Origin of the sequence: Arthrobacter sp. YD2, from assembly GCF_030410475.1 — a bacterium.
Classification (GTDB): domain Bacteria; phylum Actinomycetota; class Actinomycetes; order Actinomycetales; family Micrococcaceae; genus Arthrobacter_B; species Arthrobacter_B zhangbolii.
Genome location: NZ_JAUHHB010000002.1, coordinates 272,660 through 298,323 on the forward strand (window position 1 = coordinate 272,660; position 25,664 = coordinate 298,323).

A 25,664-nucleotide genomic window follows, 5' to 3' on the forward strand; every position below is an offset into this window, starting at 1 on the left:
ATCTTCGCCCCAAAGGAAAATTCCCTATGCCCCGTACCGGCCCCGGCTCGGCCGCGAAAAAGACGCTCATTTGGCTGGGCGTCATTTTTGCTGCCCTGGCCCTCCTGCTTGGTGGCGGCTCCATGTGGAGCAACGCCAGCTGGACCCCAAAACTTGCCCTCGACCTCGAGGGCGGCACCCAGATGATCCTTGCTCCCAAGGTTCAGGGAGCCAGCTCCGATATCAACGCCGAACAGCTGGAGCAGGCGGTGGAGATCATCCGCCAGCGTGTGGACGGCAGCGGTGTCTCCGAAGCCGAGATCAGCACGCAGTCCAACCGCAACGTGGTGGTCTCCCTGCCGGGTGTTCCCGATGCAGAGACACGTGAGCTGATCCAGGCTTCGGCGCAGATGGAGTTCCGCCCGGTCCTGGCCGGCGGCGGCGGGCAGGGTGCGGCAGTCACCGATCCGACACCGGCGGAGCAGCTGCCCACGCCCACGGCGGAGCCCACAGACGGATCCGATCCGAACTGGATCTCCCCGGAACTGCAGACCGAGTTCGAAACCACGGACTGCCTGAACCCGGACACCCTGGCCAATGCTGAACAGGCCGCTGCCGACCAGCCCATGGTCGCCTGCGAGCCCGGCACCGCCGGCAAGTACATCCTCGGCCCGGTGGAAGTTCCCGGTGCCGAGATTTCCACGGCCAGCTTCGGCATGGCGCAGGGAAACAACGGCATCTCCACCAACCAGTGGGCCGTCAACATCGAGTTCAACCGTGAAGGTACGGACACCTTCCGTCAGGTCACCGAGCGGCTGTTCGCGTTCCCGCAGGGCGATCCGCGGAACCAGTTCGCGATTGTCCTGGACGGGCAGATCATCTCCGCCCCCACGGTCAACGCCGTCATCACCGACGGCAAGCCGCAGATCACCGGCAACTTCACGCAGGAAAGCGCCGAGGCGCTGTCCGAGCAGCTGAAGTACGGCGCACTGCCCATCAGCTTCGAAATCCAGAGCGAGCAGCAGGTCTCCGCCACCCTCGGTGCCGACCAGCTGCGGATGGGCATCATTGCCGGCCTGATCGGCCTGATCCTGGTGGCCGTCTACTCCCTGTTCCAGTACCGGGCCCTCGGGCTGGTGACCATCGCCTCGCTGGTGGTCGCCGGTGTGCTGACCTACCTGGCCATCGCCATCCTGGGCTGGAGCCAGAACTACCGGCTCTCGCTGGCCGGCGTAGCCGGTCTGATTGTCGCCATCGGCCAGACCGCTGACTCGTTCATCGTCTACTTTGAACGCATCCGTGATGAGCTCCGTGACGGACGCAGCCTGGTCTCGGCAGTGGACAACGGCTGGAAGCGCGCCAAGCGCACCGTGCTGGCGTCCAAGGCAGTAAACATTCTTGCCGCCGTCGTGCTCTACTTCGTGGCCGTCGGCAATGTCCGCGGGTTCGCGTTCACCCTGGGGCTGACGGCTATCGCCGACCTCATTGTGGTGTTTATGTTTACCCACCCGACCATGGTGCTGCTGGCCCGGACCAGGTTCTTCGGCGAAGGGCACCGGTTCTCCGGCCTGGATACCACCAAACTCGGCGCGGTGCCGCTGTACCGGGGTGCCGGACGCCTGCGTGAGCCAGGAGATTCTCCGGCACTGCGCGGCAAGAACAAGGCCGCCGCGAAGGAAGCTGAACGGCGCCTGACCATCGCAGAGCGGCGGCTTGCCGAGAAGCAGAACTCCATGGCCGGCAGCGGCCGCAGCTCCGAAAAGGACGGCGAGTAATGAGCAAGCTCCCCAGTTTCGCCGCATTCGGCAATGATCTGTACACCGGAAAGCGTTCCTACAACTTCGTTGGCAAAGCGAAGCTGTGGTTCCTGATCGCGGCTGCCGCGGTACTGCTTTCCATCCTGATCCCCGTAGCCAAGGGCGGATTCAACCTCGGTATCGAATTCCGCGGCGGTTCCGAGTTCACCGTCTCCAACGTCAGCAATACGGACGTCAGCCGCGGTGAGGAAGCCGTCGCCGAAGTGGCCGGGAGCTCCGACCCCAAGGTCACGAACATCGCTCCGGGCACCATGCGGATCCAGACCGAAAAGCTCAGCGATGACCAGACCATCCAGGTCAAGGAGTCGCTGGCGGACACCTACGATGTCAGCCAGGACGAGGTGACCTCGACCTTCATCGGCCCCACCTGGGGCAGCGATGTGAGCCGGCAGGCACTGGTGGGCCTGATTGTTTTCGTGGCCCTGGCCGCGGTGCTGATGGCGCTGTATTTCCGCACCTGGAAAATGTCCCTGGCTGCCGTTACCGGACTGCTGGTGGTGATGGTGGTGACCGCCGGGGTGTACGCGCTGATCGGCTTTGAAGTCACGCCGTCTGCCATTATCGGTTTCCTGACGGTGCTGAGCTACTCGCTCTATGACACGGTGGTGGTCTTCGACAAGGTCCGGGAAAACACCAAGGACCTGGACAAGCGAACCAAGCGCAGCTTCGCCGAGGAGGTGAACCTGGCCGTCAACCAGACCCTGGTCCGGTCCATCAACACCTCCGTGGTGGCGGTACTGCCGGTGGCATCCATCCTGTTCATCGGTGCCCTGCTGCTGGGCGCCGGCACCCTGAAGGACCTGTCCCTGGCACTGTTTGTCGGGATCATCCTGGGCACCATTGCCACCATCTACGTTGCGGCGCCCATGTATGCATGGCTGCGCCGGAACGAGCCGGATATCCGCAAGCAGGCCAAGCGGGTAGCCGAACGCCGGGCCCTGGAAGCAAAGACCGAGACGGTCAACGCCTAGCCCGGGAGCATCAATCCACCTGCCAGGTTCCGTACTCCGCCCAAGGAGTACGGAACCTGCGGTTTAAGTGCGGCACAGGCAGGCTTAGACTGGTGGACAGGGCATTTTTGTGCAGCCGTCACGTGAACGTTGAGCACCAGCTTTTAAAGCATGGAAGAAAGGTCGGCAGTGGCCAACAGTGCAACGCCTGCCAATGAGGCAGGAAACGGCCGTACCACCGGGATTGCCAGTGGCACGGAGAGCGCCGCAGGTACTGAGGCTGCGGCGGTGGAGCCTGCTCCCAGGCCGGCAGCAGGCCGGCGCCACTCCACCCGGGCGCGCCTTGCCCGCCTGGCCGGCCGCGGCAACCCCGGCTACTCGCCGATGCTGGAGCCGCTGCTGCGCACTGTCCGGGTCAATAACCCGAGGGAAGACCTGGACCTGATCCAGCGGGCGTACGTGGTGGCCGAGCGCAGCCACGAGGGCCAGAAACGCAAGAGCGGCGATCCCTACATCACCCACCCCGTTGCCGTAGCCACCATCCTCGCTGAACTGGGGATGACGGGTACAACACTGGCCGCCGCCCTGCTGCATGACACCGTGGAGGACACCAGCTACACGCTGGAAGAGCTCCGCCGCGAGTTCGGCCCCGAAGTGGCCATGCTGGTGGACGGCGTGACCAAGCTGGACAAGGTCACCTTCGGCGACGCCGCGCAGTCCGAGACCGTCCGCAAAATGGTGGTCGCCATGGCCAAGGACATCCGCGTCCTGGTTATTAAGCTCGCCGACAGACTGCACAACGCCCGGACCTGGCGTTTTGTTTCCCCGGAGTCCTCCGCCAAAAAGGCCCGCGAAACCCTCGAAATCTTCGCCCCGCTGGCACACCGCCTGGGTATGAACACCATCAAATGGGAGCTGGAGGATCTCTCCTTCGCAGCGCTGCACCCCAAGGTGTATGACGAAATTGTGCGAATGGTCGGCGACCGGACCCCCGAGCGGGAGAAGTACCTAAGCACCGTGCGGTCCCAGATTGCCGATGACCTGCACGCGGTGAAGATCAAGGCCACCATTACGGGCCGGCCCAAGCACTATTACTCCATCTACCAAAAGATGATTGTGCGGGGCAAAGACTTCGACGATATCCATGACCTGATGGGCGTGCGCGTCCTGGTGGACTCGGTGCGTGACTGCTATGCGACCCTGGGTGCCCTGCACGCGCGATGGAATCCGCTGCCCGGGCGGTTCAAGGATTACATCGCGATGCCGAAGTTCAACATGTACCAGTCGCTGCACACCACGGTGATCGGGCCCGGCGGCAAGCCGGTGGAAATCCAGATCCGTACGCATGACATGCACCGCCGTGCCGAGTACGGTGTGGCCGCGCACTGGAAGTACAAGGACGGGAACAAGGCGCCCGAAACCGCTGATGACATGGGCTGGCTGCGCAGCCTGGTGGACTGGCAGCAGGAAACTTCGGATCCGGATGAGTTCCTGGACTCCCTGCGGTTCGAAATCAATGCCCGTGAAGTGTTTGTTTTTACCCCCAAGGGCGAGGTTATGGCCCTGCCTGCCGGGTCGACGCCGGTGGACTTTGCGTACGCGGTGCACACCGAGGTGGGTCACCGGACCATTGGCGCACGGGTCAACGGGAAGCTGGTTCCGCTGAACAGCGAACTCCAGCACGGCGACTGGGTGGAGATCTTCACGTCCAAGGCTGAAGGTGCCGGTCCCAGCCAGGACTGGCAGGGCTTCGTCAAGAGCCCGCGGGCACGCAACAAGATCCGCCAGTGGTTCACCAAGGAACGCCGTGAAGAGGCGATCGAAAAGGGCAAGGACCTGCTCACCCGCGGTATGCGCAAGCAGAACCTGCCGCTGCAGCGCCTGATGACCCATGACGCGCTGGTGGCTGTGGCGGAGGAACTGCACCATCAGGACATTTCCGCGCTTTACGCAGCCGTCGGCGACGGGCACACCTCGGCCCAGAATGTCATTGAGCATCTGGTCAACCTGATGGGCGGGCACCAGGGCGCCGAAGAGGATCTGGCCGAAACGCCGGTGTCCACGGCCGCCCGGCGTCCCAAGTTCACCGACTCCGGCGTTACGGTGCGCGGTGCCGGCGATGTGTGGATCAAGCTGGCCCGCTGCTGTACCCCGGTGCCGCCGGATCCGATCATCGGGTTCGTGACCCGGGGCTCGGGCGTCTCGGTGCACCGCAGCGACTGCCGCAACGTCCAGGAACTGCGGGCCGTGCCGGACCGCATCGTGCCGGTGGAATGGGCTCCGACCCAGTCCAGTGTTTTCCTGGTCGAAATCCAGGTCGAGGCGCTGGACCGCAAGAGCCTGCTCTCGGACGTCACGCGGGTGCTGTCCGAGAACCACGTGAATATCCTCTCTGCGAGCGTGAATACCTCCAGTGACCGGGTGGCCATGTCGAAGTTCGTGTTCGAGATGGGCGATCCGAAATACCTCAGCCACATCCTCAGCGCCGTCCGGAAGATCGACGGCGTGTTCGACGTCTACCGCACCACGGGGTCCCAGCGCCGGGTCTAGCCGCCGGATGACGGTGCCGGGTTATCCGACCGGCGCCGACGCGGCGTCGATGCGTTCCAGGGCTGCGGCTTTGCCCGGCACCCGCCGGCCTGCGTCCAGCGCCCGCCGGACCAGTTCCAGCCGGCAGCCCAGCGCGGGGTGGGCGGCGAGCCGGCGCAGTGCCGGGACAGCGTCCACGGTGCGCGCATGCAGGGCTATGTCGACGGCGGTTCGCAACGGAGACGTCACCGGCACCGTTCCCACCAGGACACGGTCCGCCGGACCGAGGAGCACTTCGTGGAGGACCGCCGTGCTGAAGGGGCGCAGCGCACCCGTGCGGCTGCGCCGGTCCGCCATCACATCCAGCCGCAGCGGCCGCGGGGCGCATCCGAAGATCCATGCCGCCGTCATCCTGCCCATGGTCAGCCGCGGCCGCAGTCCGGCGGGCAGTACCCGGGAAGCGGCCAAAGCGCGAATCACCGGGTCCGGCCGGACATCCCAGCGAACGTAGGTCTCGGCGTACACATGCCGCAGCAGGCCATCCATGGCCATTGCCTGCAGTTCGGCGTGGCCGAACGGCACACCCGCGGTAAACAGGGCCCCGCCCGTGGACGTGACCTGGGGGAGTGCTCCCGGCGAAGGGAAAAGCTGGACCGGCATGGACACCAGCGTGGTCCGTGGCCCGGCAATGCGAAAGCCCCGCCTCTCCGTTGTGGATAACGGAGAGGCGGGGCCGGATGCTTCGGAGGTAGCTGCTAGGCGAAGTCCTGTGCGGACTTCTGCAGCATGGCCAGCCACTGCTGACGGGCCTCGAGGGCCTCGCGTGCGTCGGCGATCTTCTTGGCGTTGCCGGCCTTCTCGGCATCGGCAAGATCCTGTTCCAGGGACGCGATGGTCGCCTCGAGCTGGGACAGCGCAGAGTTGGTGCGTGCCTTCGTCTCGGGGTTGCTTCGCTGCCAGTGCTCGTCTTCGGCGGCCTTTACTGCCTCTTCCACCTTGCGGATTCCGGCTTCCATTCGCCCCATGTCGGCGCGGGGCACCTTACCGGCGTCCTCCCAGCGCTCACGGATGGACTGAAGAGCCTTCCGGGCGGCGGCCAGGTCAGTGACCGGCAGCAGCCCCTGGGCTTCGGCAAGCAGTTCTTCCTTGACCACCAGGTTGGCGGCGAACTCCTCATCGATGACTTCATTCGCGGCCTGGCGGGCGGCAAAGAACTTGTCCTGGGCAGCACGGAAACGAGCCCACAGGGCGTCGTCGTCCTTGCGGCTGGCCCGCTTGGAGGCCTTCCACTCGTCCATCAGCTGCCGGTACTCAGCGGCGGTGTTGCCCCAGTCCGTGGAGGTGGACAGCTCTTCCGCACGGGCAATCAGTGCTTCCTTCGCGGACTTGGCGGAGGCGTTTTCACTGTCCAGCTGGGAGAAGTAGGCGCGGCGGTGCCGGTCGAACACCGTCCGGGCGGAGCGGAAACGCTTCCAGAGGGAATCCTCGGCGCTGCGGCCCAGCCGCGGACCGTTCTTCTGCGCGGACTTCCAGGCGTCGAAGAGCTCGTTCATCCGGTTGCTGCTGGTTTTCCACTGGATGCTCGCCGGGTCCTTGGCAGCAATCTCTTCAGCTTCGGCAACAATGGCTTCGCGGGCGGCAAGCTCCCTGGCCTTGATGGCTTCGGCTTCGGCGCGCTCGGCGGCCTCGGCCTCCTTCAGGGCGGTTTCCAGCGACTCGACGCGGGCGTCCAGTGCCAGCACGTCACCCACCATCTTGCGCTCGGCGATCTGCTGGGCCAGGTGCTTGAGGGTCTTGCGGATATCGGCGGCCGGGGCCTTGACCTGGATCCGCTGTTCCAGCAGCAGCAGCTGGCTGGCGGCGTCGTCGTACTTGCGGACGAAGTAGGCCAGCGCTTCGTCCTTGGACGCATCGGGGAACTGGCCAACGGGGAATTCCTCGCCGTCAACCAGGAGGAAGACGTGGCCGTCCTCTTCGACGCGGGCAAACCGGGCTGCTTCCGCCAGCGGCGTGGAGTGGGCTGCGGGAGCCGCTACCACCGGCTGTGCGGCAGCGGCGGGCCGGGGGCCCGCGGCGGCAGGGGTGGGGCGGCGACCTGCGAGGGCTGCCGGGCTGGGAGCGGCAGGCCGGCTCGTCTCCGGGGCGGTCTGGCCTGCTGTTTCGTCGGATTTCTGACTGTCTGTCACCGCTAAAAGTCTTTCACTCGATGGATGGCAGTTTGCGAAGCCCGCGCCGCCACTTAATTCAGGGTGAACGAATTGATCGTCACCCGGTCATTCGGTTGCCCATCGTCCGCCCCGGAAGCAATGCCCCGGGATGCGATGGACTCCACTACGTCAAGACCTGACGTTACCTTACCCATTATCGTGTAGCCGCCGGTTTCCTGCGTTATCACCGAATCCTTGTAAACGATGAAGAACTGTGTGCCGTGGCTGTCGCCGTCAGCTCCGCGGGCCACGGCAATGCTGCCTGCCGGGTAGAAACCATCCTCCGGCGTGTTCTCCACCGGCCCCCAAAGGAAGTCCTGATCGGCCTTGCCGTCACCGTTCTCGGAACCGCACTGCAGCACACCCATTTGCTCGGTGGCCGTCAGGCGGTGGCAGTCCTTGCCGTCGAAGTACCCGTCATCGGCGAGGGTCTTGAACACTGCTGCAGCCTGCGGGGCTGCATTACCGTCCAGCTCCACTCCCACCTCGCCCTGGCCCAGTGCCAGTGACCCGGTGAAGGTCCTGCCCTCTGCCAGCGACTTATCCGGGATCTCCCTCGGCAGCCCCGAAGCGGCCTGTTCCTTCACCAGTGCCAGTTCCTCGGCCGTGGGGTTGGAACTGAACCAGCTGATCTGCAGGGAGACGGCCAGGGCCAGGACCACGGCCGCAGCGGCACCCGCGAACAGGTTGTCCCGTTTCCGGCGCTGGGTCCGCGACGCGTCGAACGCCCGGCGGGCCTGGATCCGGGCCACCCGGCGCCTGTCTTCGCGGTTGGTGCGGTTTGCCGCCACCGTTGCCTCCTTGAGCAGGGTCGGGCCTCCCGGGTCCGCGCCCTGGCAGAAACGCGGTCTGCATCCAAGAGGCTAAAATGAGTGCCGCACATAGTTTACGCACGTCAGCGTGTGCATTTCTGTTTCGGCCGGGAGCGCTGCTGCCCGTGCCATCGCCCAGCTAAGGAGTTCGCCACCATGGCACGCAAGGCCTCACTGTCCGGTTTCCCCGAATGGCTACCGCAGGAGCGCCTGGTTGAACTCCATGTCCTGGACGTGCTGCGCCGCACCTTTGAACTGCACGGCTTCTCCAACATTGAAACGCGTGCGGTGGAGACGGTGGGCCAGCTGCTGCGCAAGGGCGAAATCGACAAGGAAGTCTACGCACTGAGCCGCCTGCAGGCAGAAGAGGGGGAGGCCTCCGGCAAGGAGGATCCGAACCAGCTGGCCCTGCACTTTGACCTGACCGTGCCCTTTGCCCGGTACGTGGTGGAAAACGCCGGCCACCTCTCCTTCCCGTTCCGCCGCTACCAGATCCAGAAGGTCTGGCGCGGGGAGCGCCCGCAGGAAGGCCGGGCCCGCGAGTTCACCCAGGCGGATATTGACGTGGTGGGCGACGGCGCGCTGCCGTTCCGGTACGACGTCGAGCTGGCGCTGGTCATCGCTGAGGCGCTCGGTGCCCTGCCCATCCCCGAATTCAAGATCCGGGTCAACAACCGCAAGCTTGCCGAAGGCTTCTACCGCGGCATCGGGCTGGAAGACACCGCCGGGGTGCTGCGCAGCATCGACAAGCTGGAGAAAATCGGCGCCGAAAGGGTTGCCGAACTGCTGCAGGAGGAACTCGGGGCCACCCCGGAGCAGGCAGCCGCTGCCCTGAAACTGGCCTCCATCCGCGCCGAAGACGTCTCCTTCGTGGATGAGGTCCGTGCCCTCGGCGTCAGCAACGAGCTGCTCGAAGAGGGACTCGGCGAGCTGGCGGAAGTCATCAGGGAAGCATCCCGGCGGGCACCGGGCCGGGTGCTGGCAGACCTGAGTATTGCCCGAGGCCTGGATTACTACACAGGTACCGTGTACGAAACTGTCCTGGTGGGGCACGAGGCGCTGGGATCCATCTGCTCCGGCGGCCGCTATGACGCGCTGGCCAGCAAGGGCAGCAGGACCTTCCCCGGCGTGGGCCTGTCCATCGGTGTCACCCGGCTGGTTATGCGGATCCTCAGCCAGGACTTCGCGCAGGCCTCACGCAGCGTACCCACCGCAGTGCTGATGACCCTGGCCACTGACGAGTCCTGGTCCGCAGCCCAGGACACCGCTGCGCAGCTGCGCGGCAGGGGAATCTCCGTGGAGGTTGCGCCCAAGGCGGAGAAGTTCGGCAAGCAGATCAAGTACGCGGACCGCCGCGGCATCCCGTTTGTCTGGTTCACCGCCGAAGACGGAAGCCATGAGGTGAAGGACATCCGCTCCGGCGAGCAGGTGCCCGCCGATCCGGCGCTGTGGACCCCGCCGGCCGAGGACCTGACCGTGACGGTTGCCCCGGCCTAGCGTCAGCGGCCTGAAGGGCGGGCGGCCGTTCCGGTAGGTAATGGCCGCCCGCGCCTTGGCAGACGCCCCACCCTGGGAGACGCCCCGCATCCTGGGTGCAGCCGCGGAGTTTAACCGCGCGGTTTAGCCGCGGGACGGCGGGAAGCCTAGGCTTAAAGCATGCCTACCACTCCCGCACTTTCCTCCACCCCGCCCTGTGCCGAGCTGCATCTGCACATTGAGGGAACCCTTGAACCGGAACTGATTTTCGAGCTGGCCGGGCGCAACGGCATCACCCTGCCGTATGCCTCACTGGAGGAGCTGAAGGCACGCTACCGGTTCACTGATCTGCAGTCCTTCCTGGACCTCTACTACGCAAACATGGATGTGCTCCGTACAGAGGCCGACTTTGCCGATATGACCCGCGCGTACCTTCGCCGCGCGGCAGCTGCCGGTGTGCGGCACGTGGAAATGATGATGGACCCGCAGGCGCATCTGGTCCGTGGCATACCGCTGGAAACCTCCGTACGGGGCGTTTGTGCCGCCCTGGCCGCCAGTGAGGAGGAGTTCGGGATCTCGACCGCGCTCATCGCCGCGTTCCTGCGGGACCGCCCGGCAGAAGAGGCGCTGGATGTTCTGGAGGACCTGCTCGCCATGGAGGCACCCATCATCGGCATCGGGCTGGACTCCGCGGAGGTGGGCAACCCGCCCGAAGCCTTCATCGGGCTGTACCGGCGGGCCCGGGAGGCCGGCCTGCGGACCGTTGCACACGCCGGGGAGGAAGGGCCTTCGCACTACATTGAGCAGGCCCTGGACCTGTTGCTGGTGGACCGGATCGACCATGACATCCGCTGCCTTGACGATCCGGAGCTGGTGCAGCGCCTGGTGCATGAGAAGATCCCGCTGACCATCTGCCCGCTCTCGAATGTGCGGCTGCAGGCGGTGGACAGCCTTGCTGCGCATCCCCTGCCGCAGATGCTGGAACACGGGTTGAACATTTCCGTGAACTCCGATGATCCGGCGTACTTCGGCGGCTACGCGGATGACAACTTCCGGGCCGTGCAGGAAGCCTTCGGGCTGGACCGGGCGCAGCTGGGCCTGCTGGCGGCGAATTCCATCGAGGCGTCCTTCGCCCCGCCGGGACGCCGGGCGGAACTGCTGCACGAAGTGCGCCGCTGGGAGGCCGCAGGCGCCTAGAGGGTCGGGTCCGGCTTGGTGGAACGCGGCCGGCGGAAGCTGAGCCGCACCACCAGGCCGGCCACGAGGATGATCAGCATCAGCGAAATGGACAGCGGCGGAAGCGCCAGCGCCAGCAGGAGTGCCCCGGCCGTGCCCGCAACGTTCAGCGCACGGGGAGCGTACCGGCTCCGGTCCTTGAGCATAAAAGCGCACACCGTGGTGATGGCGGCATAAAACAGCAGGGCGAACGAGGCCATCCCGATCAGGCCGTCCAGGTCCCCGATCAGCACCAGCACAATCACCACGGCGGCGCCCGAAATCTCCGCAGCCCAGGGGATATCCGACCCGGCGCGGCCCGGCCGGCTCCGGCCGAACAGGGAGGGGAGGTCACGGTCCGCTGCCATGGCGGCAGCAGTCCGGCCCGCCGATTCCAGCAGTACCCAGATCCCGCCCAGCGCCGCGGCCGCAGCGGCCAGCACAATGGCCCCGGTCCCGACGTTTGCGCCAACGCTTTGCAGGGGCTCCAGCAGCGGGGCGGGTTCCGCTGCCAGCGCCGCCGGCCCGTAGTAGGCCAGCAGAGACTGCCCCATCAGCAGATACAGGACAAACGAGACGGCAATGGCAGCCGGGATGGCCAGTGGGAGGTTGCGGGAGGGATTGCGCACACCCTTGCCCAGGGTGGCGAGCTTGGTGTAGCCGGAGAAGAGGAAGAACAGCAGGCCGGCGCCCTGCAGCATCCCTGCCGCGGACGGCTCAATTTCCGCACCGACCCGGACCGGCTGGTTGGGCGCCTCGTTGAAGAGAACCACCACCGTAAAGGCAAGGATGGCGAAAACGAACGCCAGGATAAAACGGGTGGCCCAGTTCCCCCGGTTCACGCCTGCCAGGTTCACCGCGGACATCAGGACGACGGCGCCCACAGCCCCGGCAACCGGATGCTCGGGGACAATATAGGCGCCGAACGCCAGGGCAAGGACGGCGGTGGAAAGCAGCAGCCCCCATAGCAGGGTGAAGCCGGAGAAGAAACCGCTGTAAGGGCCCAGCAGAATCCTCGCGGCCGTGCGGGCCGTTGCGTCCCCGCCCCGGTCTTCGGGGAGCCGGCGGGACACCGCCCGGCTGAGCTGGAACGTGGACATGGCGCATAGCAGCGCCACGAAAGCGGCGATGCCTAGCGAGAGCGCGAGGGCCGGCCCCGCGGCGGCTGCGGCGGGGGAGAAGGCGACAAATGCACCTGCACCTACGATGGATCCAATGCCGGCAGTGGTGGCATCAAAGCCGCCGAGGGGAACGCGCGGCTGGGTGTTGCCGGACAAATGACCTTCCAATCGGTAGGGACTTGGCAGGGTGGGGGGTGGTTCACCGGTAAACTCTGAAGGAGACAGTGTATTCACAATGGGCGGAAACAATGGTTTCCGCAAGTTTTTCGAAAGGACAGCTGTGCTGCGCACTCATGCCCTTGGTTCCCTGAGGGCCGAGCATATTGGACAGACCGTTACTCTTGCAGGCTGGGTCGCCCGACGGCGCGACCACGGCGGTGTTGCCTTCCTTGACCTGCGCGACGCCTCCGGCGTGGCCCAGGTAGTGGTGCGTGAAGAGGATGTCTTCCACGGACTGCGCAACGAGTACGTCCTGCAGATCACCGGCACCGTGCAGAAGCGGCCCGAGGGCAACGAGAACCCGGCGCTGGCCACCGGAGAGATTGAAGTCATTGCGGACAAGACCGTCATCCTGAATACCTCGGATCCGCTGCCCTTCCAGATCGATGAGCACGTGGAAGTTGGCGAAGAGGCGCGCCTGCGCCACCGCTACCTCGACCTGCGCCGCCCGGCACCCGCCGCAGCCATGCGCCTGCGCTCCGAAGCCAACCGGGTTGCCCGCGAACTGCTGCATGATGAAGGTTTCGTGGAAATCGAAACCCCCACGCTGACGCGTTCCACCCCGGAAGGCGCCCGTGACTTTGTGGTCCCGGCACGCCTGGCCCCGGGTTCCTGGTACGCCCTGCCGCAGTCCCCGCAGCTGTTCAAGCAGCTGCTGCAGGTGGGCGGTTTCGAAAAGTATTACCAGATTGCCCGCTGCTACCGGGATGAGGACTTCCGCGCGGACCGCCAGCCGGAGTTCACGCAGCTGGACATCGAGGCCAGTTTCGTTGAGGAAGACGACATCATTGCCCTCGGCGAGCAGATCGTGAAGTCGCTGTGGAAGCTGATCGGCGTCGAGATCACAACGCCCATCCCGCGCATGACCTACGCCGATGCCATGGCCCGCTACGGCTCGGATAAGCCGGACCTGCGCTTCGGCCTGGAGCTGACCGAACTCACCGAGTTCTTCAAGGACACCACCTTCCGCGTCTTCCAGGCCCCGTACGTGGGTGCCGTGGTGATGCCGGGCGGCGCCTCCCAGGCCCGCCGCACGCTGGATGCCTGGCAGGAATGGGCCAAGCAGCGCGGCGCGAAGGGCCTGGCCTACGTGCTGGTCCAGGAAGACGGTACGCTGACCGGCCCCGTCGCCAAGAACCTCACCGACTTCGAGCGGGAGAACCTGGCGGAAAAGGTGGGCGCCAACCCGGGCGACTGCATCTTCTTCGCTGCCGGCGACAAGAGCGAGGCACGTGCCCTGCTGGGCGCCGCCCGCGTGGAGATCGGCCACCGCACCGGTCTGATCGATCCCAAGGACTGGGCGTTTGTTTGGGTGGTTGACGCCCCCATGTTCGAGCCTGCCTCGGCAGCAGTAGCTGCCGGCGACGTAGCCGTGGGCGGCGGGGCCTGGACGGCCGTGCACCACGCCTTCACCTCGCCCAAGCCCGAGTTCATGGATACCTTCGACACGGATCCTGAGTCAGCCCTGGCCTACGCCTACGACATTGTCTGCAACGGCAACGAGATTGGCGGCGGTTCCATCCGTATCCACCAGCGGGACGTGCAGGAGCGTGTCTTCAAGGTGATGGGCCTGAGCCAGGAAGATGCCCAGGAGAAGTTCGGCTTCCTGCTCGAGGGCTTCAAGTACGGTGCCCCGCCGCACGGCGGCATCGCCTTCGGATGGGACCGCGTGGTGGCCCTGCTGGCCGGTACCGACTCCATCCGCGACGTGATCGCGTTCCCGAAGTCCGGCGGCGGCTACGATCCGCTGACCGCCGCTCCGGCACCGATCACCGCCCAGCAGCGCAAGGAAGCCGGTGTGGACTTCAAGCCGGAGGCCAAGAAGGCCGAGGAGAAGAAGGCTGACGAAAAGAAGGCCGACGAAAAGAAGTAGGACGCAGCACTGCGTACGTGCCCGGCCCGCCATTGGCGGGCCGGGCACTTCTTTTTTGTACGCGTTCTCCCGTGCACTGCACCGCCGGCACTGCACTGCCGGCCGCCAGCGGGTCCTTGCCCGGTGCCGGACCGGGGTAACCGCTAGAGTTTGCACATGAGAGATCGCTGGTTCAAGCAGGTGGATGTATTTGGCACCCGGCCCTATCTGGGCAACCCGGTGGCCGTGGTGCTGGACGCGGACGGGCTCTCCGAGTCCGCCATGGCCGCGTTCGCTCGGTGGACCAATCTGTCCGAGACAACGTTCCTGCTGCCGCCCACCCAGAGTGAGGCGGACTACCGGGTGCGGATCTTCACCCCGGGCGGAGAGATTCCCTTCGCCGGCCACCCCACCCTGGGCAGCTGCCACGCATGGCTGGAAGCCGGCAACACCCCGCACTACCCGGGCGTGGTTATCCAGGAGTGCGGCGTGGGACTGGTGACGCTGCACGCCTCGGCGGGGATGGCAGCCTTCGGTGCACCTCCGCTGATCCGCTCCGGAGACCTGGAGGACTCCGTGCTGGCCCAGGCCACAAAGGCGCTCGGGCTCAAGCCGGAACAGGTGAAGGCTTCGAACTGGATAGATAACGGTCCCGGCTGGCTCGGCCTGCTGCTGTCCGACGCCGAGACTGTCCTGTCCCTCAAACCGGACGCCGCAGCCTTGGGCTCCCTCGCGGTGGGAGTGATCGGTCCGCAGCGCGACGGCGGTGACACGGACTTCGAAGTCCGTGCCTTTGCCCCCGGCCACGGAGTTCCCGAAGACCCGGTCACTGGAAGCCTCAATGCCGGGCTGGCGCAGTGGCTTATTGGCGCGGGCCTGGCCCCGGACCGGTACACCGTTACACAGGGAACCGTGCTGGGACGCGACGGGCTGATCCGAATCTTCTCGAGGGACCAGAAAATCTGGATTGGCGGGGAAACCGCAACCTGCATCGACGGTACCGTCCGGATCTAGCCGCCATATGTTCACTCTTGGTTCACTGCAGCACGCCGTCGTCGGTGCCCCCATGGCGGGCGGACCGTCCACGCCCGCGCTGGCCGCCGCCGTCAGCAACGCGGGCGGCCTGGGTTTCCTTGCCGCCGGGTATAAAAGCGCGGAGGCGACGGCTGCTGAAATCAACGCCGTACGGGAGCTCATCGGAGGCGGCGGCGCCTACGGCGTCAATTTGTTTGTGCCGGATACGGCTAACACGGCAGCCGCCGGCACCGCCGGAAACCTGGCCGCAGCGCTGGCTTACCGGACGGAGCTGGCCGGCAGGTACTCTGCGGACCTGCTGCCGATGCCGGACCCCGCGGATACCGACGGCTGGGAGGCCAAGCTGGACCTGGTCCGCAGGCTGCAGGTCCCGGTGGTCTCCTTCACGTTCGGGCTGCCGGGCCGGGACATCATCGCGTCACTGGCCGACGCCGGCACGGCCGTGGCGGTCACTGTGACCACAGCCGCCGAAGCCGAGCTTGCCGTCGCGTCCGGAGCACGCATCCTCTGCCTGCAGGGCCCGGACGCCGGCGGCCACCGCGGGAGCTTCGACGCTGCTGCGGAGCCCGGGGACCAGCCGTTGCTCGAGCTGGTCCGGACTGTCCGCGGACTGTTGGACAGTGGACAACGGGGGAGTGCGCAGCTGGACGGTGCGCAGCTGGACGGTGCACAGCGGGACAGTGGACATCTGGACGGTGCACAGCGGGACGGTGCACAGCGGGAAGGTGCACAGCTGGACGGTGCACAACGGGGGAGTGCGCAGCTGGACAGCGGACATACGGACGCCCGGACGGAACTGATCGCTGCCGGAGGCATCAGCACGGCCCTGGATGCCCGGATGCTGCGCAATGCCGGAGCGGACGCCGTCCAGGTTGGCACCGCCCTGTTGCTTAGCCCCGAAGCGGGCACCGCTGCCGTGCACCGGGCGGCCCTGCAGGACCCGCAGTTTGCCGCCACGGCGCTGACCCGGTCCTTTTCCGGCCGCACTGCCCGCGGGCTGGCGAATAACTTCATGGCCGCGTATCCCCACGCCCCGGCCGCCTACCCGCTGGTCAACCAGATCACCAGGACCATCCGGGCCCGCTCGGCCGCCGCCGGGGATCCGCACGGGACCAGCCTTTGGGCCGGAACCGGCTGGCGGAACGCGGCCGCCGAACCCGCGGCAGCAGTGGTGAAACGGCTCGGCGGGAACTCCTGACGTAAGGGGAGCCCGGCTAGGGCAGGGTGATCCGGACCAGTACCGAGCAGGCGTCCCGGGCAGCCCGGGCCAGGACGGCGGCCTTCGGGTCGGGAACGTCCAGGGGGCGCAGCCGGGGGAGTCCGGCCCAGCGGGAAAACGCCCGTTGCCTGGCCACCAGATCGGCCAGCGTCCGGTCCCCGCCGGTCACCACGTACTCAGGCTGTGTGCCTGCAAAAATGAGCCCCGCCTGCTCCGCCGCAGTGCCGGCCAGGGCTTCAGCGGCATTGGCGCGGCGGGCATTGGGGGAACCTGTTTTCGAAGCTGTCAGCCTGCCCTCGCGGGCCACGCCCACGGCATAACCGCCGCGGCGCACCAGCACCAGGCCCACGGTCCGTGCCTGTGCAGCCAGGGAGGCCAGGCGTTCGACGTCGTCGGCTCCCCGCCCCGGACGTCCGTCCGCGGGCCACGGCGCGTACAACCGGGCCCGCGCGCCGGAGGCAGCCTGCAGGGAGAAACCGTCGTGTTCCGGCACGAGGCCGATCCCGCCCTGGGCCGCCCCGAACCGCTCCACCCAGCCGGCCAGCCGTTCGGCGGTGACATAAACGGTGCGCGAGCCAGGCATGGCGGAGTCTGCTTTCAGCCGGCGGGGGTGGACCAGCTCAGGTTACGGCACGAGTAGCCTTGAAGCGTGAATGGTTTGCCGGGGAATGATTTGTTTAGCGCTGACGGGGACGACGAAGAGTACGACGACGCCGGGTCCCCGGGAGCTGCCCGGCTGCGGCCGCGCAGCCCGCTGGCCGTGCGGATGCGCCCGCGCACGGTGGACGAGGTGGTGGGACAGCAGCACCTGCTCGGACCAGGCTCGCCGCTGCGGACGCTGGCGCAGTCCGCAGACGAACGCAACCCGGCCGGCCCGTCTTCGGTGATGCTCTGGGGCCCGCCGGGGACCGGAAAGACCACGCTGGCCCATGTGGTTGCACGCGGCACGGGACGCAAATTCGTGGAACTCTCTGCCATTACGGCCGGAGTCAAGGACGTGCGCCGGGTGATGGACCAGGCCCTGACAGACCGGGACCTGCACGGTGTCACCACCATCCTCTTCCTGGACGAGATTCACCGCTTCAACAAGGCCCAGCAGGACGCACTGCTGCCGGCCGTGGAAAACCGCTGGGTGGTCCTGATGGCGGCCACTACGGAAAACCCGTCCTTCTCCGTGGTGTCACCGCTTCTCTCCCGTTCCCTGCTGCTGACCCTGAAGCCGCTGACCGAGGCGGATATTTCCGCCCTGCTTCTGCGTGCCGTGGAGGATGAACGCGGACTCGCCGGGCGGGTGACCCTCAGCGGAGAGGCACTGGAGCACCTGGTCCGGCTGGCAGCGGGCGACGCCCGGCGCGGGCTGACCGCACTGGAGGCCGCGGCAGGTGTCGCCTACTCGGAGCGCGACCAGGACACAGAGGTTCCCGAAGTTACGCTCAAGCACGCGGAAGAGGCCCTGGACGTCGCGGCACTGCGCTATGACCGTGCCGGTGACCAGCACTATGACATCACCAGCGCGTTCATCAAGTCCCTGCGGGGCTCGGACGTCGATGCCGCGCTGCACTATCTGGCCCGGATGCTGGAATCGGGGGAGGACCCCCGATTCATTTCCCGGCGCCTGATCATCTCAGCCTCCGAGGATGTTGGCATGGCGGATCCAACGGCGCTGCAGACCGCCGTCGCCGCGGCACAGGCGGTTCAGCTGATCGGCATGCCCGAAGGCCGGATCATCCTGGCGGAGGCCGTGGTACACATTGCCACCGCCCCCAAATCCAACGCCGCCTACAACGGCATCAACGCGGCAATCGCCGATGTGCGGGCCGGGCGCGGCCAGGGGGTCCCGTCTCACTTGCGGGACGCCCACTATCCCGGCGCCAAGCAGCTGGGCCACGGCAAGGGCTACAAATACTCCCACGACGCCCCGCACGGTGTGGCCCGGCAGCAGTACGCGCCGGATGACCTGGTGGGACGGAACTACTACGAGCCCACCGGCAACGGCGTGGAACGCGACATCTCGGCACGGCTGGAACGGCTGCGCGGAATCATCCGGGGCGAAAAGCCCTGACCGGGACGGCGGTACGGCCGTGTTAGCATTGATGGTTGACTGGCAAGCCCAAACACCGGCCCCCTCTTCCCCGTAGTGAAAATTATGGCGGCAGCGGTGCGTCCGGAGTCCGGGTCTGTAGCAGACGGCAGCGGTTGGCCGGAGCTCTCCCACATGGAGGCCAGCATATTTCGCAGCAGTCACAGCAGGGATTTATTTCTGCCGTGGCCAAACCGCCAAACAGTGAAAGGTGAACGTGGCTAACAACACACGTGCACGCCGTCAGGCCCGCGCTTCGCGCGCCCTCGGCATTGCTTTGACCCCCAAGGCAGCAAAGTACTTCGAGCGTCGGCCTTACCCCCCGGGTGAGCACGGCCGCGCCCGTCGCAAGCAGGACAGCGACTACGCCGTACGTCTGCGCGAAAAGCAGCGTCTGCGCGCCCAGTACGGCATCCGCGAAGCACAGATGACCCGTGTCTTCGAAGAAGCCCGCCGCACCGCAGGCCTGACCGGTGAAAACCTGATCGAACTGCTCGAAATGCGTCTCGACGCACTCGTGCTGCGTGCAGGCTTCGCCCGCACGATCGCCCAGGCCCGCCAGCTGGTTGTGCACCGCCACATCCTGGTTGACGGTGCCCGCGTGGACCGCCCGTCCTTCCGCGTTTCCGAAGGCCAGCTCATCCACGTGCACCAGCGCAGCGAGACCATGACGCCGTTCCAGGTTGCCGCAGCCGGCGCCCACCGCGACGTCCTGCCCGCCGTTCCGGGTTACCTCGATGTTTCCCTGGACAAGCTGCAGGCACGCCTCGTGCGTCGCCCGAAGCGTTCGGAAGTCCCCGTGACCTGCGAAGAGCAGCTCGTGGTGGAATACTACGCACGCTAATAACGGGACTATCCCCGTTTACTGAACAGCCCGCGGCCCCGTGCCGCGGGCTGTTCCGTTATCCGGACCCCTTGCACGCCGTGGCGCATGCGGCAAAAGTAAGTGCCGCAGCGCTGCAGTAGGTAAGGTACTTATGGCGGAACCAGCCGAGTTCTGTAAATCATGAAAGTTTTTTCCGAAGGAGTCCCATGTCGGGTGGAGATATAGCCGGTCTGATTGCAGCGGGCGTGTTTGCCGTGCTGGTTGCGTTGCTGGCCGTGCCCGTCTGGAAACTCGGGAAGGTTTTCGATGAGATGCGCGGTGCCATCCGAACCCTCAGCGAGGAGACCACCCCGCTGATTGACGAGGTCACCACCACTGTGTCCACCACCAACCTGCAGCTGCAGAAGGTGGACGGCATTTCCTCGAATGTCTCCGATGCCTCGGCCAACCTCTCCGCCCTGTCCTCCCTGGTGGCAGCCACCGTAGGATCGCCGCTGATCAAGGTCTCGGCGTTCAGCTACGGCGTGCGTTCCGCCATCGCCTCCCGCCGGAGCAGCGGCCGCGGCCGCCGCAGCCGCTAGCACGCAAGCACATCCCCACAGATCAGGAGCCAGCCATGATTAAGCGCGTATTTTGGATGTCCATCGGCGTCGCTATCGGTGTGATCGCCGTCCGCCGGGTTTCGGAAACCAAGACCCACCTGAAGCAGGCCGGGATCAACCGTGCCGTGGACACTGCCGCGGATGCGGTGCAGAGCTTTGCGGAGGCCCTGCGCGAAGGCATGAGCCAGCGCGAGGGAGACCTGCGCGCCGCCCTGGGCCTGGACACCCCCGACTCGGCCGTTGACACCATGCGGACCGTCCGCCGCTAAGCCGCGGCACCAGCAGTACCGCACGACGCCCCATCTGCCGTGCGAAACCAGAATTACCGGAAGGGTATAGAAGCACCATGAAGTCCCACGAGATTGCACGCCGCTGGCTGGATTACTTCAGCTCCAAGGGGCATACGGTGGTGCCCTCGGCGTCACTAGTCTCCAACGATCCCTCGCTGCTGTTCACCGTGGCAGGCATGGTGCCCTTCATCCCTTACCTCACGGCCCGGGAAAAGGCGCCCTACAGCCGCGCTACCAGCGTGCAGAAATGCATCCGCACCGCGGATATCGAGGAAGTGGGCAAGACCGCCCGCCACGGCACGTTCTTCCAGATGGCCGGCAACTTCTCCTTTGGCGACTACTTCAAGGAAGAAGCCATCACCTACGCGTGGGAGCTGCTGACCTCCGACGTCGAAAAGGGCGGTTTCGGCCTGGACCCCGAGCGTCTCTGGGTCACTGTCTACGAAGACGGCGAGGAGCGCGACGACGAGGCGCGTTCGATCTGGCGCGACAAGATCGGTGTCCCGAACGAACGCATCATCGGCACCGGCAAGGCGGACAACTATTGGAACACCGGCCAGGCTGGCCCCGGCGGCCCCTGCTCGGAGATCTACTACGACCGCGGACCGGCGTACGGGCAGGAAGGCGGCCCCGCCGTCGATGAGACCCGCTACATCGAAATCTGGAACCTGGTCTTTATGCAGTACCAGCTCTCCGCCGTCCGGTCCAAGACCGACTTCGACGTGGCCGGCGAACTGCCGCAGAAGAACATCGACACCGGCCTCGGCCTCGAGCGCCTCGCCATGATCCTCCAGGGCGTGGAGAACATGTACGAGACGGATCAGGTCCGTCCGGTCCTGGACAAGGCCGCCGAGCTTTCCGGCAGGACCTACACCAGCGCCGAAGACCCCTCGGATCCGCACCACACCGACGACGTGCGCATGCGCGTGGTGGCGGACCACATCCGTTCGGCCCTGATGCTCATCTCCGACGGTGTCAGCCCGTCCAACGAAGGCCGCGGCTATGTGCTGCGCCGCCTGATCCGCCGTGCGGTGCGCGCCATGCGCCTGCTGGGCGTGGAAACGGCCGTCCTGCCTGAACTGCTGCCCGTCTCCCGGGACGCCATGAAGGGTGTCTACCCCGAGGTGGAAGCCGACTTCGCCCGGATCAGCCGCATTGCCTATGCCGAGGAAAAAGCGTTCCTGCGCACCATTGCCTCCGGCACCGAACGCCTGGAGGAAGCCGTAAAGGTCTCCAAGGCCGCCGGCACCCCGCTCAGCGGCGAAGAGGCCTTCGCCCTGCACGACACCTACGGATTCCCGATCGACCTCACCCTTGAAATGGCGGAGGAAGCCGGGCTGAAGGTTGACGAGGCCGGCTTCCGGTCGCTGATGTCCGAGCAGCGCAAGCGCGCCCAGGCCGATGCCCGCGGCAAAAAGCACGGCCACGCGGACCTCTCCGTCTTCAACGAAATGCTCGCGGCCGGAAACACCGTCTTCACCGGGTACGACGAGCTGAGCACCGAGTCCAAGGTGCGCGGCATCATCTCCGGCGGTTCCCGCGTGGAATACGCCGGCCAGGGATCGGAAATCTCCCTGGTCCTGGACGAAACCCCGTTCTACGCCGAAGCCGGCGGCCAGGCGGCTGACACGGGCCTGATCACCGGTGACGGTTTTGTGCTGGAAGTGCAGGACGTCCAGCGTCCGGTCAAGGGTTTGAGCGTGCACAAGGCGATTGTCCGTGAAGGCGAAATCGCCGCCGGCGCCAACGTGCTGGCCGCCGTCGACGCCCAGCGCCGCCACGAGGCGGAGCAGGCACACTCCGGCACGCACATTGTGCACGCCGCCCTGCACCAGATCCTCGGCCCGGAGGCGCTGCAGCGCGGTTCCTTCAACAAGGCCGGCTACCTGCGCTTTGACTTCTCCTGGGGCGAGGGACTCTCCGACGCCGCGAAGTCCGAGATCGAAGAGGTCTCCAACCTCGCGATCCGCAGCAACTACCAGGTCGAGACCAAGATCATGTCGCTCGACGAAGCCAAGGCACTGGGCGCCACCGCACTGTTCGGGGAAGCCTACGGCGACACCGTGCGTGTGGTGGAGATGAACGGCGACTGGTCCCGGGAACTCTGCGGCGGCACGCACGTGGCGTCCACCTCCCGCATCGGCAGCCTGACACTCCTGGGCGAACAGTCCGTGGGATCAGGCAACCGCCGGGTCGAGGCCTTCGTGGGCATGGACGCGTTCCGCCACCTGGCCGCCGAGCGGGCACTGGTGAACGAACTCTCCGAAATGCTCAAGGTTCCCTCCGTGCAGCTGCCGGACCGCCTGGCCGCCACCCTGGCCAAGCTGAAGGCGACGGAGAAGGAGCTCGAGAAGCTGCGCCGTGAGCAGCTGGCCGCCTCCGCAGCGGCGCTGGTCGGCACCGCGGCAGACGTGGACGGGGTCCGCCTGCTGGCCCACAACGCCGGCGAAGTTGGCGGCGCCGATGACCTGCGCACCCTGGCCCTGGATCTTCGTTCCCGGCTCGGCAGCGACCCCGCTGCCGTTGCCGTGGCCGGGGTGTCCAACAACCGGCCGGTGGTCATTGTGGCCACCAACGAAGGCGCACGCGCTGCCGGCGTGAAGGCCGGAGCCCTCGTCAAGACCGCTGCCGGCGTGCTTGGCGGCGGCGGCGGGGGCAAGGATGACGTCGCCCAGGGCGGCGGCTCCGATGCAGGCAAGATCGCGGAGGCCCTCACGGCGATCCGCGGGGCCGTGGCCGGGCGAAGCTGACTTGTCCGGTGCTGCGCCCCCCGCAGGGGTCAAATTGGGTGTTGATGTCGGCCTGGTACGGGTCGGCCTGGCAGCCAGTGATCCCGACAGCGTCCTGGCCATGCCGGTCAGGACGCTGAAGCGGGACGCAAAGAAAAACAGCGACATCCGCGTGGTGGTCCGTGAGGCCGCCGAGCGGAATGCAGTGGAGGTATTTGTGGGCCTCCCGCGCAGTATGCGCGGGGGAGAAACCGCCTCCACGCAAATGGCCCGGGACTACGCGCAGGCCCTGGCACAGGCCCTGGCAGATGCCGGGCAGACCCAGCAGGTACGGCTTGTGGACGAGCGTCTCACAACGGTTTCCGCACACCGTTCACTGCACGAAGCTGGAATGAACAGCCGAAACCACCGTACAGTGGTTGATCAAGCGGCAGCTGTAGCTATTCTGCAGCAGTCTATTGACACACAACGATCCCTGAACAGGGACGTGGGGGAGCTGGTTACACCGCGCCGGCCGCACCGCACCTGCGGAACGCTGCCGGCCCCGAATGAGGAGTTCACAATTTCGCAGGACATCGAGCGCGACGGCGGTAACACGCCATGAGCCACAGGTATCCCGAGTACCCTGCCATGGCCGAGCCGGAATATGAACCGGGGCAGCGCCAGGCAGAGGAGCTTCCCGTAGGACAGTTCTTCACCGAACCCGCTGAGGCTCCCACCCGCCGGAGCCAGCGGCCTTCGCGGGAAAAGCAGCGCCGCCGCCGGCGCCGCACCATTGTGATGGTGGTGGTGCTGGCACTCTTCGCCGGCGTCGTTTTCGGATTGACCATGTTCCTGCGGGACCTGTTGGGCATGAACGAAATCAAGGACTACGAAGGCGCCGGTAACGGTTCCGTGGCCTTCACGGTGGCCGAGGGCGACGGCCCGCTGCTGATCGGCGGCAAACTTGAGGCCGAAGACATCGTGGCCACCTCGAAGGAATTCGTGAACGCGTTCACCGCGCAGTCCGACGGCCGGGAGATCCAGCCCGGCACCTACGAAATGAAGTACCAGATGTCCTCCTCCGCAGCGGTGGATGCCCTGCTGGGTGACGGCAGCGGCCAGGTGCACTATGCCGCCGTTGCACGCGACCTCCGACAGGGCGAGGTCTTCGAAATCCTTAACACCTCCACGCGGATCCCGCTCTCCGAATTCCAGGCGCTGGCCGCGAACCCGCAGCAGTTCGGACTGCCGGAGCAGGCCGTATCCCTGGAGGGTTACCTGCACCCGGGCGAATACCGGTTCGACGTCGAAATGACGGCCGAGGAGATCGTGAAGGAGATGACCGCCAACACCTTCGCGCAGCTCGAGGAGGCAGGCATCACCGATCCGGCGGAGCAGTACCGGATCCTGACCAAGGCCAGCATCGTCCAGGCCGAGGCAGGGGAGGCGGACTACGCCACGGTTGCCGGTTCCATCGAAAACCGGCTGGGCCCGAACAACACCGAAACCAACGGCCTGATCCAGTCCGATGCAACGGTAACCTACGGCCTGGACCGGAAGAGCTATGACCTGACGCCGGAGGAGAAGGCGGACAAGTCCAACCCGTACAACACGTACGCCAACCCGGGCCTGCCGGTAGGCCCGATCGGCTCGCCCAGCCGCGAGGCCATTGATGCAGCTGCCAACCCGGCGGATGTCCCGTACTTCTACTGGGTCACGGTGAACCTGGACAGCGGCGAGACCAAGTTCTCCTCCACCCTGGCTGAACACGCCAAGTACGTGCAGGAATACCAGGACTGGTGCGGCACCCAGAAGCCGGGGCGGTGCGGATAGGTGGACCGGACCCGGCTGCGCGCAGCCGTCCTGGGGCACCCGATCAGCCACTCCAAGTCGCCGCTGCTCCACCAGGCAGCGTATGACCACCTGGGCTACCCCTGCGACTATGCGGCGATCGACCTCACCGCCGCCGAAGCCCCCGCCTTCGCAGCCTCGCTGCACGACGGCGGGGGCTGGGCCGGCCTGTCGGTGACGATGCCGCTGAAGGCAGTAATGGTCGGCGAAATGGACCGGTTGGACCGTCGCGTCCAGGCCCTGGGCGTACTCAACACCGTGACGTTTTCGCGTGCGGGCTCCGGCACCGTCCTGACCGGTCACAACACCGACGTGGACGGGATTGTCCGGGCCCTGCGCCATGCCGGGGTCCGCGAACGTCCGCGCGCCGTAGTGCTTGGCGCCGGCGGTACCGCCTGCGCCGCGGTGGCGGCCCTGGCCGAGCTTGGTGCCGCCGGCGTGGAGGTCTGCGCCCGCCGGTTCCCCGATCCTGCGCCCGGCACCGCGGGCGTACATGCGGCCGGGGAGCGCACGGGCATCCGGGTTCAGTCACGGCACTGGGAGGATGCTGCGCAGGCCTGCTCGAAGGCCGACGTCGTGATATCCACCCTGCCGCCCCGCGCGGCGGACGGGCTGGCCGGGGAGCTCGACGGCGTGGTGCCGGGCGGCGTCCTGCTGGACGTTGCCTACGACCCCTGGCCCAGCCGTATCGCCGCAGCCTGGTCCGGCGCCGGAGGCACCGTCGTGGCCGGCGTCGAAATGCTCCTGTACCAGGCGGTGGAACAGGTTCGGCTGTTCACCGGGGACGCCTTCCATGACGAAGCAGGCGTCACAAATGCGATGTGTGACGCTGTGGGTATCCCGCGGCGCTGAACGGCCGCGCCGGTCATGGCA

21 protein-coding genes are annotated in these 25,664 nt (G+C 66.4%); 16 read left to right on the forward strand and 5 right to left on the reverse strand.

Going from position 1 to position 25,664, the window contains the following annotated elements:
• Positions 1–26: 26 nt before the first annotated feature.
• The 3 genes from secD to QWJ37_RS07915 all read left to right on the forward strand — a co-directional run bounded on the left by secD (position 27) and on the right by QWJ37_RS07915 (position 5,296).
• A complete protein-coding gene (gene secD / locus QWJ37_RS07905; protein ID WP_227901730.1) occupies positions 27–1,754 on the forward strand; it encodes a protein translocase subunit SecD in 1,728 nt (575 codons plus the stop codon).
• Positions 1,754–2,767, forward strand: a complete 1,014-nt coding sequence (secF, locus tag QWJ37_RS07910; RefSeq protein WP_290244985.1) for a protein translocase subunit SecF — start codon at positions 1,754–1,756, stop codon at positions 2,765–2,767. The genes secD and secF overlap by 1 nt, the downstream gene beginning before the upstream one ends.
• 150 nt (positions 2,768–2,917) lie before the next feature.
• On the forward strand, positions 2,918–5,296 hold the full coding sequence (locus QWJ37_RS07915) for a bifunctional (p)ppGpp synthetase/guanosine-3',5'-bis(diphosphate) 3'-pyrophosphohydrolase (protein WP_269436284.1): 2,379 nt from the start codon (positions 2,918–2,920) through the stop codon (positions 5,294–5,296).
• 21 nt (positions 5,297–5,317) lie between these two features.
• On the opposite strand, the gene QWJ37_RS07920 is transcribed toward QWJ37_RS07915, so the two are convergent.
• The 3 genes from QWJ37_RS07920 to QWJ37_RS07930 form a co-directional block, all read right to left on the reverse strand.
• A complete protein-coding gene (locus QWJ37_RS07920) occupies positions 5,318–5,935 on the reverse strand; it encodes a type IV toxin-antitoxin system AbiEi family antitoxin (RefSeq protein ID WP_290244986.1) in 618 nt (205 codons plus the stop codon).
• A 95-nt stretch (positions 5,936–6,030) separates the two neighbouring features.
• The gene (locus QWJ37_RS07925) at positions 6,031–7,461 is read right to left on the reverse strand and encodes a DUF349 domain-containing protein (RefSeq protein WP_227927737.1); all 1,431 of its coding nucleotides are present in this window, start codon (positions 7,459–7,461) and stop codon (positions 6,031–6,033) included.
• Positions 7,462–7,514: 53 nt separating this feature from the next.
• On the reverse strand, positions 7,515–8,273 hold the full coding sequence (locus QWJ37_RS07930) for a peptidylprolyl isomerase (protein WP_227927738.1): 759 nt from the start codon (positions 8,271–8,273) through the stop codon (positions 7,515–7,517).
• A gap of 177 nt (positions 8,274–8,450) precedes the next feature.
• Here QWJ37_RS07930 and hisS point away from each other — a divergent pair, with 177 nt between their 5' ends.
• Complete coding sequence (gene hisS, locus QWJ37_RS07935; RefSeq protein ID WP_227927739.1) at positions 8,451–9,791, forward strand: histidine--tRNA ligase; 1,341 nt, start codon at positions 8,451–8,453, stop codon at positions 9,789–9,791.
• A 159-nt stretch (positions 9,792–9,950) separates the two neighbouring features.
• Positions 9,951–10,967, forward strand: coding sequence for an adenosine deaminase (locus tag QWJ37_RS07940; RefSeq protein ID WP_290244987.1), 1,017 nt, complete (start codon positions 9,951–9,953; stop codon positions 10,965–10,967).
• On the opposite strand, the gene QWJ37_RS07945 is transcribed toward QWJ37_RS07940, so the two are convergent.
• Positions 10,964–12,262, reverse strand: coding sequence for an APC family permease (locus QWJ37_RS07945; RefSeq protein WP_290244988.1), 1,299 nt, complete (start codon positions 12,260–12,262; stop codon positions 10,964–10,966). The two genes, QWJ37_RS07940 and QWJ37_RS07945, sit on opposite strands and share 4 nt — an antisense overlap.
• Before the next feature lie 124 nt (positions 12,263–12,386).
• Between QWJ37_RS07945 and aspS the strand changes: the two genes are divergently transcribed.
• The 3 genes from aspS (at position 12,387) to QWJ37_RS07960 (ending at position 16,410) form a co-directional block, all read left to right on the forward strand.
• Entirely contained in the window at positions 12,387–14,198 is a 1,812-nt protein-coding gene (aspS, locus tag QWJ37_RS07950) for an aspartate--tRNA ligase (RefSeq protein WP_227927742.1), read from the forward strand.
• 156 nt (positions 14,199–14,354) lie between these two features.
• Positions 14,355–15,191 carry a PhzF family phenazine biosynthesis protein gene (locus tag QWJ37_RS07955; RefSeq protein ID WP_290244989.1) on the forward strand — a complete coding sequence of 279 codons (837 nt, stop codon included), beginning with the start codon at positions 14,355–14,357 and terminating at the stop codon, positions 15,189–15,191.
• A gap of 7 nt (positions 15,192–15,198) precedes the next feature.
• Positions 15,199–16,410 (forward strand): nitronate monooxygenase, encoded by a 1,212-nt coding sequence (locus QWJ37_RS07960; RefSeq protein WP_290244990.1) that lies wholly within the window; start codon positions 15,199–15,201, stop codon positions 16,408–16,410.
• Between the two features lie 16 nt (positions 16,411–16,426).
• On the opposite strand, the gene QWJ37_RS07965 is transcribed toward QWJ37_RS07960, so the two are convergent.
• Positions 16,427–17,014 carry a Vms1/Ankzf1 family peptidyl-tRNA hydrolase gene (locus QWJ37_RS07965; RefSeq protein WP_290244991.1) on the reverse strand — a complete coding sequence of 196 codons (588 nt, stop codon included), beginning with the start codon at positions 17,012–17,014 and terminating at the stop codon, positions 16,427–16,429.
• Positions 17,015–17,080: 66 nt separating this feature from the next.
• Here QWJ37_RS07965 and QWJ37_RS07970 point away from each other — a divergent pair, with 66 nt between their 5' ends.
• From QWJ37_RS07970 to QWJ37_RS08005, 8 genes are all read left to right on the forward strand, one after another.
• Positions 17,081–18,493 (forward strand): replication-associated recombination protein A, encoded by a 1,413-nt coding sequence (locus QWJ37_RS07970; RefSeq protein ID WP_290244992.1) that lies wholly within the window; start codon positions 17,081–17,083, stop codon positions 18,491–18,493.
• A gap of 235 nt (positions 18,494–18,728) precedes the next feature.
• Positions 18,729–19,355, forward strand: a complete 627-nt coding sequence (gene rpsD, locus QWJ37_RS07975) for a 30S ribosomal protein S4 (protein ID WP_146361840.1) — start codon at positions 18,729–18,731, stop codon at positions 19,353–19,355.
• A 188-nt stretch (positions 19,356–19,543) separates the two neighbouring features.
• Positions 19,544–19,918, forward strand: a complete 375-nt coding sequence (locus QWJ37_RS07980; RefSeq protein ID WP_227901752.1) for a DUF948 domain-containing protein — start codon at positions 19,544–19,546, stop codon at positions 19,916–19,918.
• Between the two features lie 35 nt (positions 19,919–19,953).
• Positions 19,954–20,208 carry a hypothetical protein gene (locus QWJ37_RS07985; protein WP_290244993.1) on the forward strand — a complete coding sequence of 85 codons (255 nt, stop codon included), beginning with the start codon at positions 19,954–19,956 and terminating at the stop codon, positions 20,206–20,208.
• Positions 20,209–20,285: 77 nt separating this feature from the next.
• The gene (gene alaS / locus QWJ37_RS07990) at positions 20,286–22,979 is read left to right on the forward strand and encodes an alanine--tRNA ligase (RefSeq protein WP_290244994.1); all 2,694 of its coding nucleotides are present in this window, start codon (positions 20,286–20,288) and stop codon (positions 22,977–22,979) included.
• Positions 22,980–23,013: 34 nt separating this feature from the next.
• Positions 23,014–23,562 (forward strand): Holliday junction resolvase RuvX, encoded by a 549-nt coding sequence (gene ruvX / locus QWJ37_RS07995; RefSeq protein WP_231709660.1) that lies wholly within the window; start codon positions 23,014–23,016, stop codon positions 23,560–23,562.
• A complete protein-coding gene (gene mltG / locus QWJ37_RS08000; protein WP_290244995.1) occupies positions 23,559–24,773 on the forward strand; it encodes an endolytic transglycosylase MltG in 1,215 nt (404 codons plus the stop codon). The genes ruvX and mltG overlap by 4 nt, the downstream gene beginning before the upstream one ends.
• Entirely contained in the window at positions 24,774–25,643 is an 870-nt protein-coding gene (locus QWJ37_RS08005; RefSeq protein ID WP_290244996.1) for a shikimate dehydrogenase, read from the forward strand. It abuts the gene before it with no gap.
• Positions 25,644–25,664 lie beyond the last annotated feature (21 nt).

Bases quoted from the DNA above. Each gene is read 5' to 3' on its own strand.
- secD (WP_227901730.1), top strand. From the start codon at position 27: ATGCCCCGTACCGGCCCCGGCTCGGCCGCGAAAAAGACGCTCATTTGG.
- secF (WP_290244985.1), top strand. From the start codon at position 1,754: ATGAGCAAGCTCCCCAGTTTCGCCGCATTCGGCAATGATCTGTACACC.
- QWJ37_RS07915 (WP_269436284.1), top strand. From the start codon at position 2,918: ATGGAAGAAAGGTCGGCAGTGGCCAACAGTGCAACGCCTGCCAATGAG.
- QWJ37_RS07920 (WP_290244986.1), bottom strand. From the start codon at position 5,935: ATGCCGGTCCAGCTTTTCCCTTCGCCGGGAGCACTCCCCCAGGTCACG.
- hisS (WP_227927739.1), top strand. From the start codon at position 8,451: ATGGCACGCAAGGCCTCACTGTCCGGTTTCCCCGAATGGCTACCGCAG.
- QWJ37_RS07940 (WP_290244987.1), top strand. From the start codon at position 9,951: ATGCCTACCACTCCCGCACTTTCCTCCACCCCGCCCTGTGCCGAGCTG.
- QWJ37_RS07955 (WP_290244989.1), top strand. From the start codon at position 14,355: ATGAGAGATCGCTGGTTCAAGCAGGTGGATGTATTTGGCACCCGGCCC.
- QWJ37_RS07960 (WP_290244990.1), top strand. From the start codon at position 15,199: ATGTTCACTCTTGGTTCACTGCAGCACGCCGTCGTCGGTGCCCCCATG.
- QWJ37_RS07965 (WP_290244991.1), bottom strand. From the start codon at position 17,014: ATGCCTGGCTCGCGCACCGTTTATGTCACCGCCGAACGGCTGGCCGGC.
- QWJ37_RS07980 (WP_227901752.1), top strand. From the start codon at position 19,544: ATGTCGGGTGGAGATATAGCCGGTCTGATTGCAGCGGGCGTGTTTGCC.
- QWJ37_RS07985 (WP_290244993.1), top strand. From the start codon at position 19,954: ATGATTAAGCGCGTATTTTGGATGTCCATCGGCGTCGCTATCGGTGTG.
- alaS (WP_290244994.1), top strand. From the start codon at position 20,286: ATGAAGTCCCACGAGATTGCACGCCGCTGGCTGGATTACTTCAGCTCC.
- mltG (WP_290244995.1), top strand. From the start codon at position 23,559: ATGAGCCACAGGTATCCCGAGTACCCTGCCATGGCCGAGCCGGAATAT.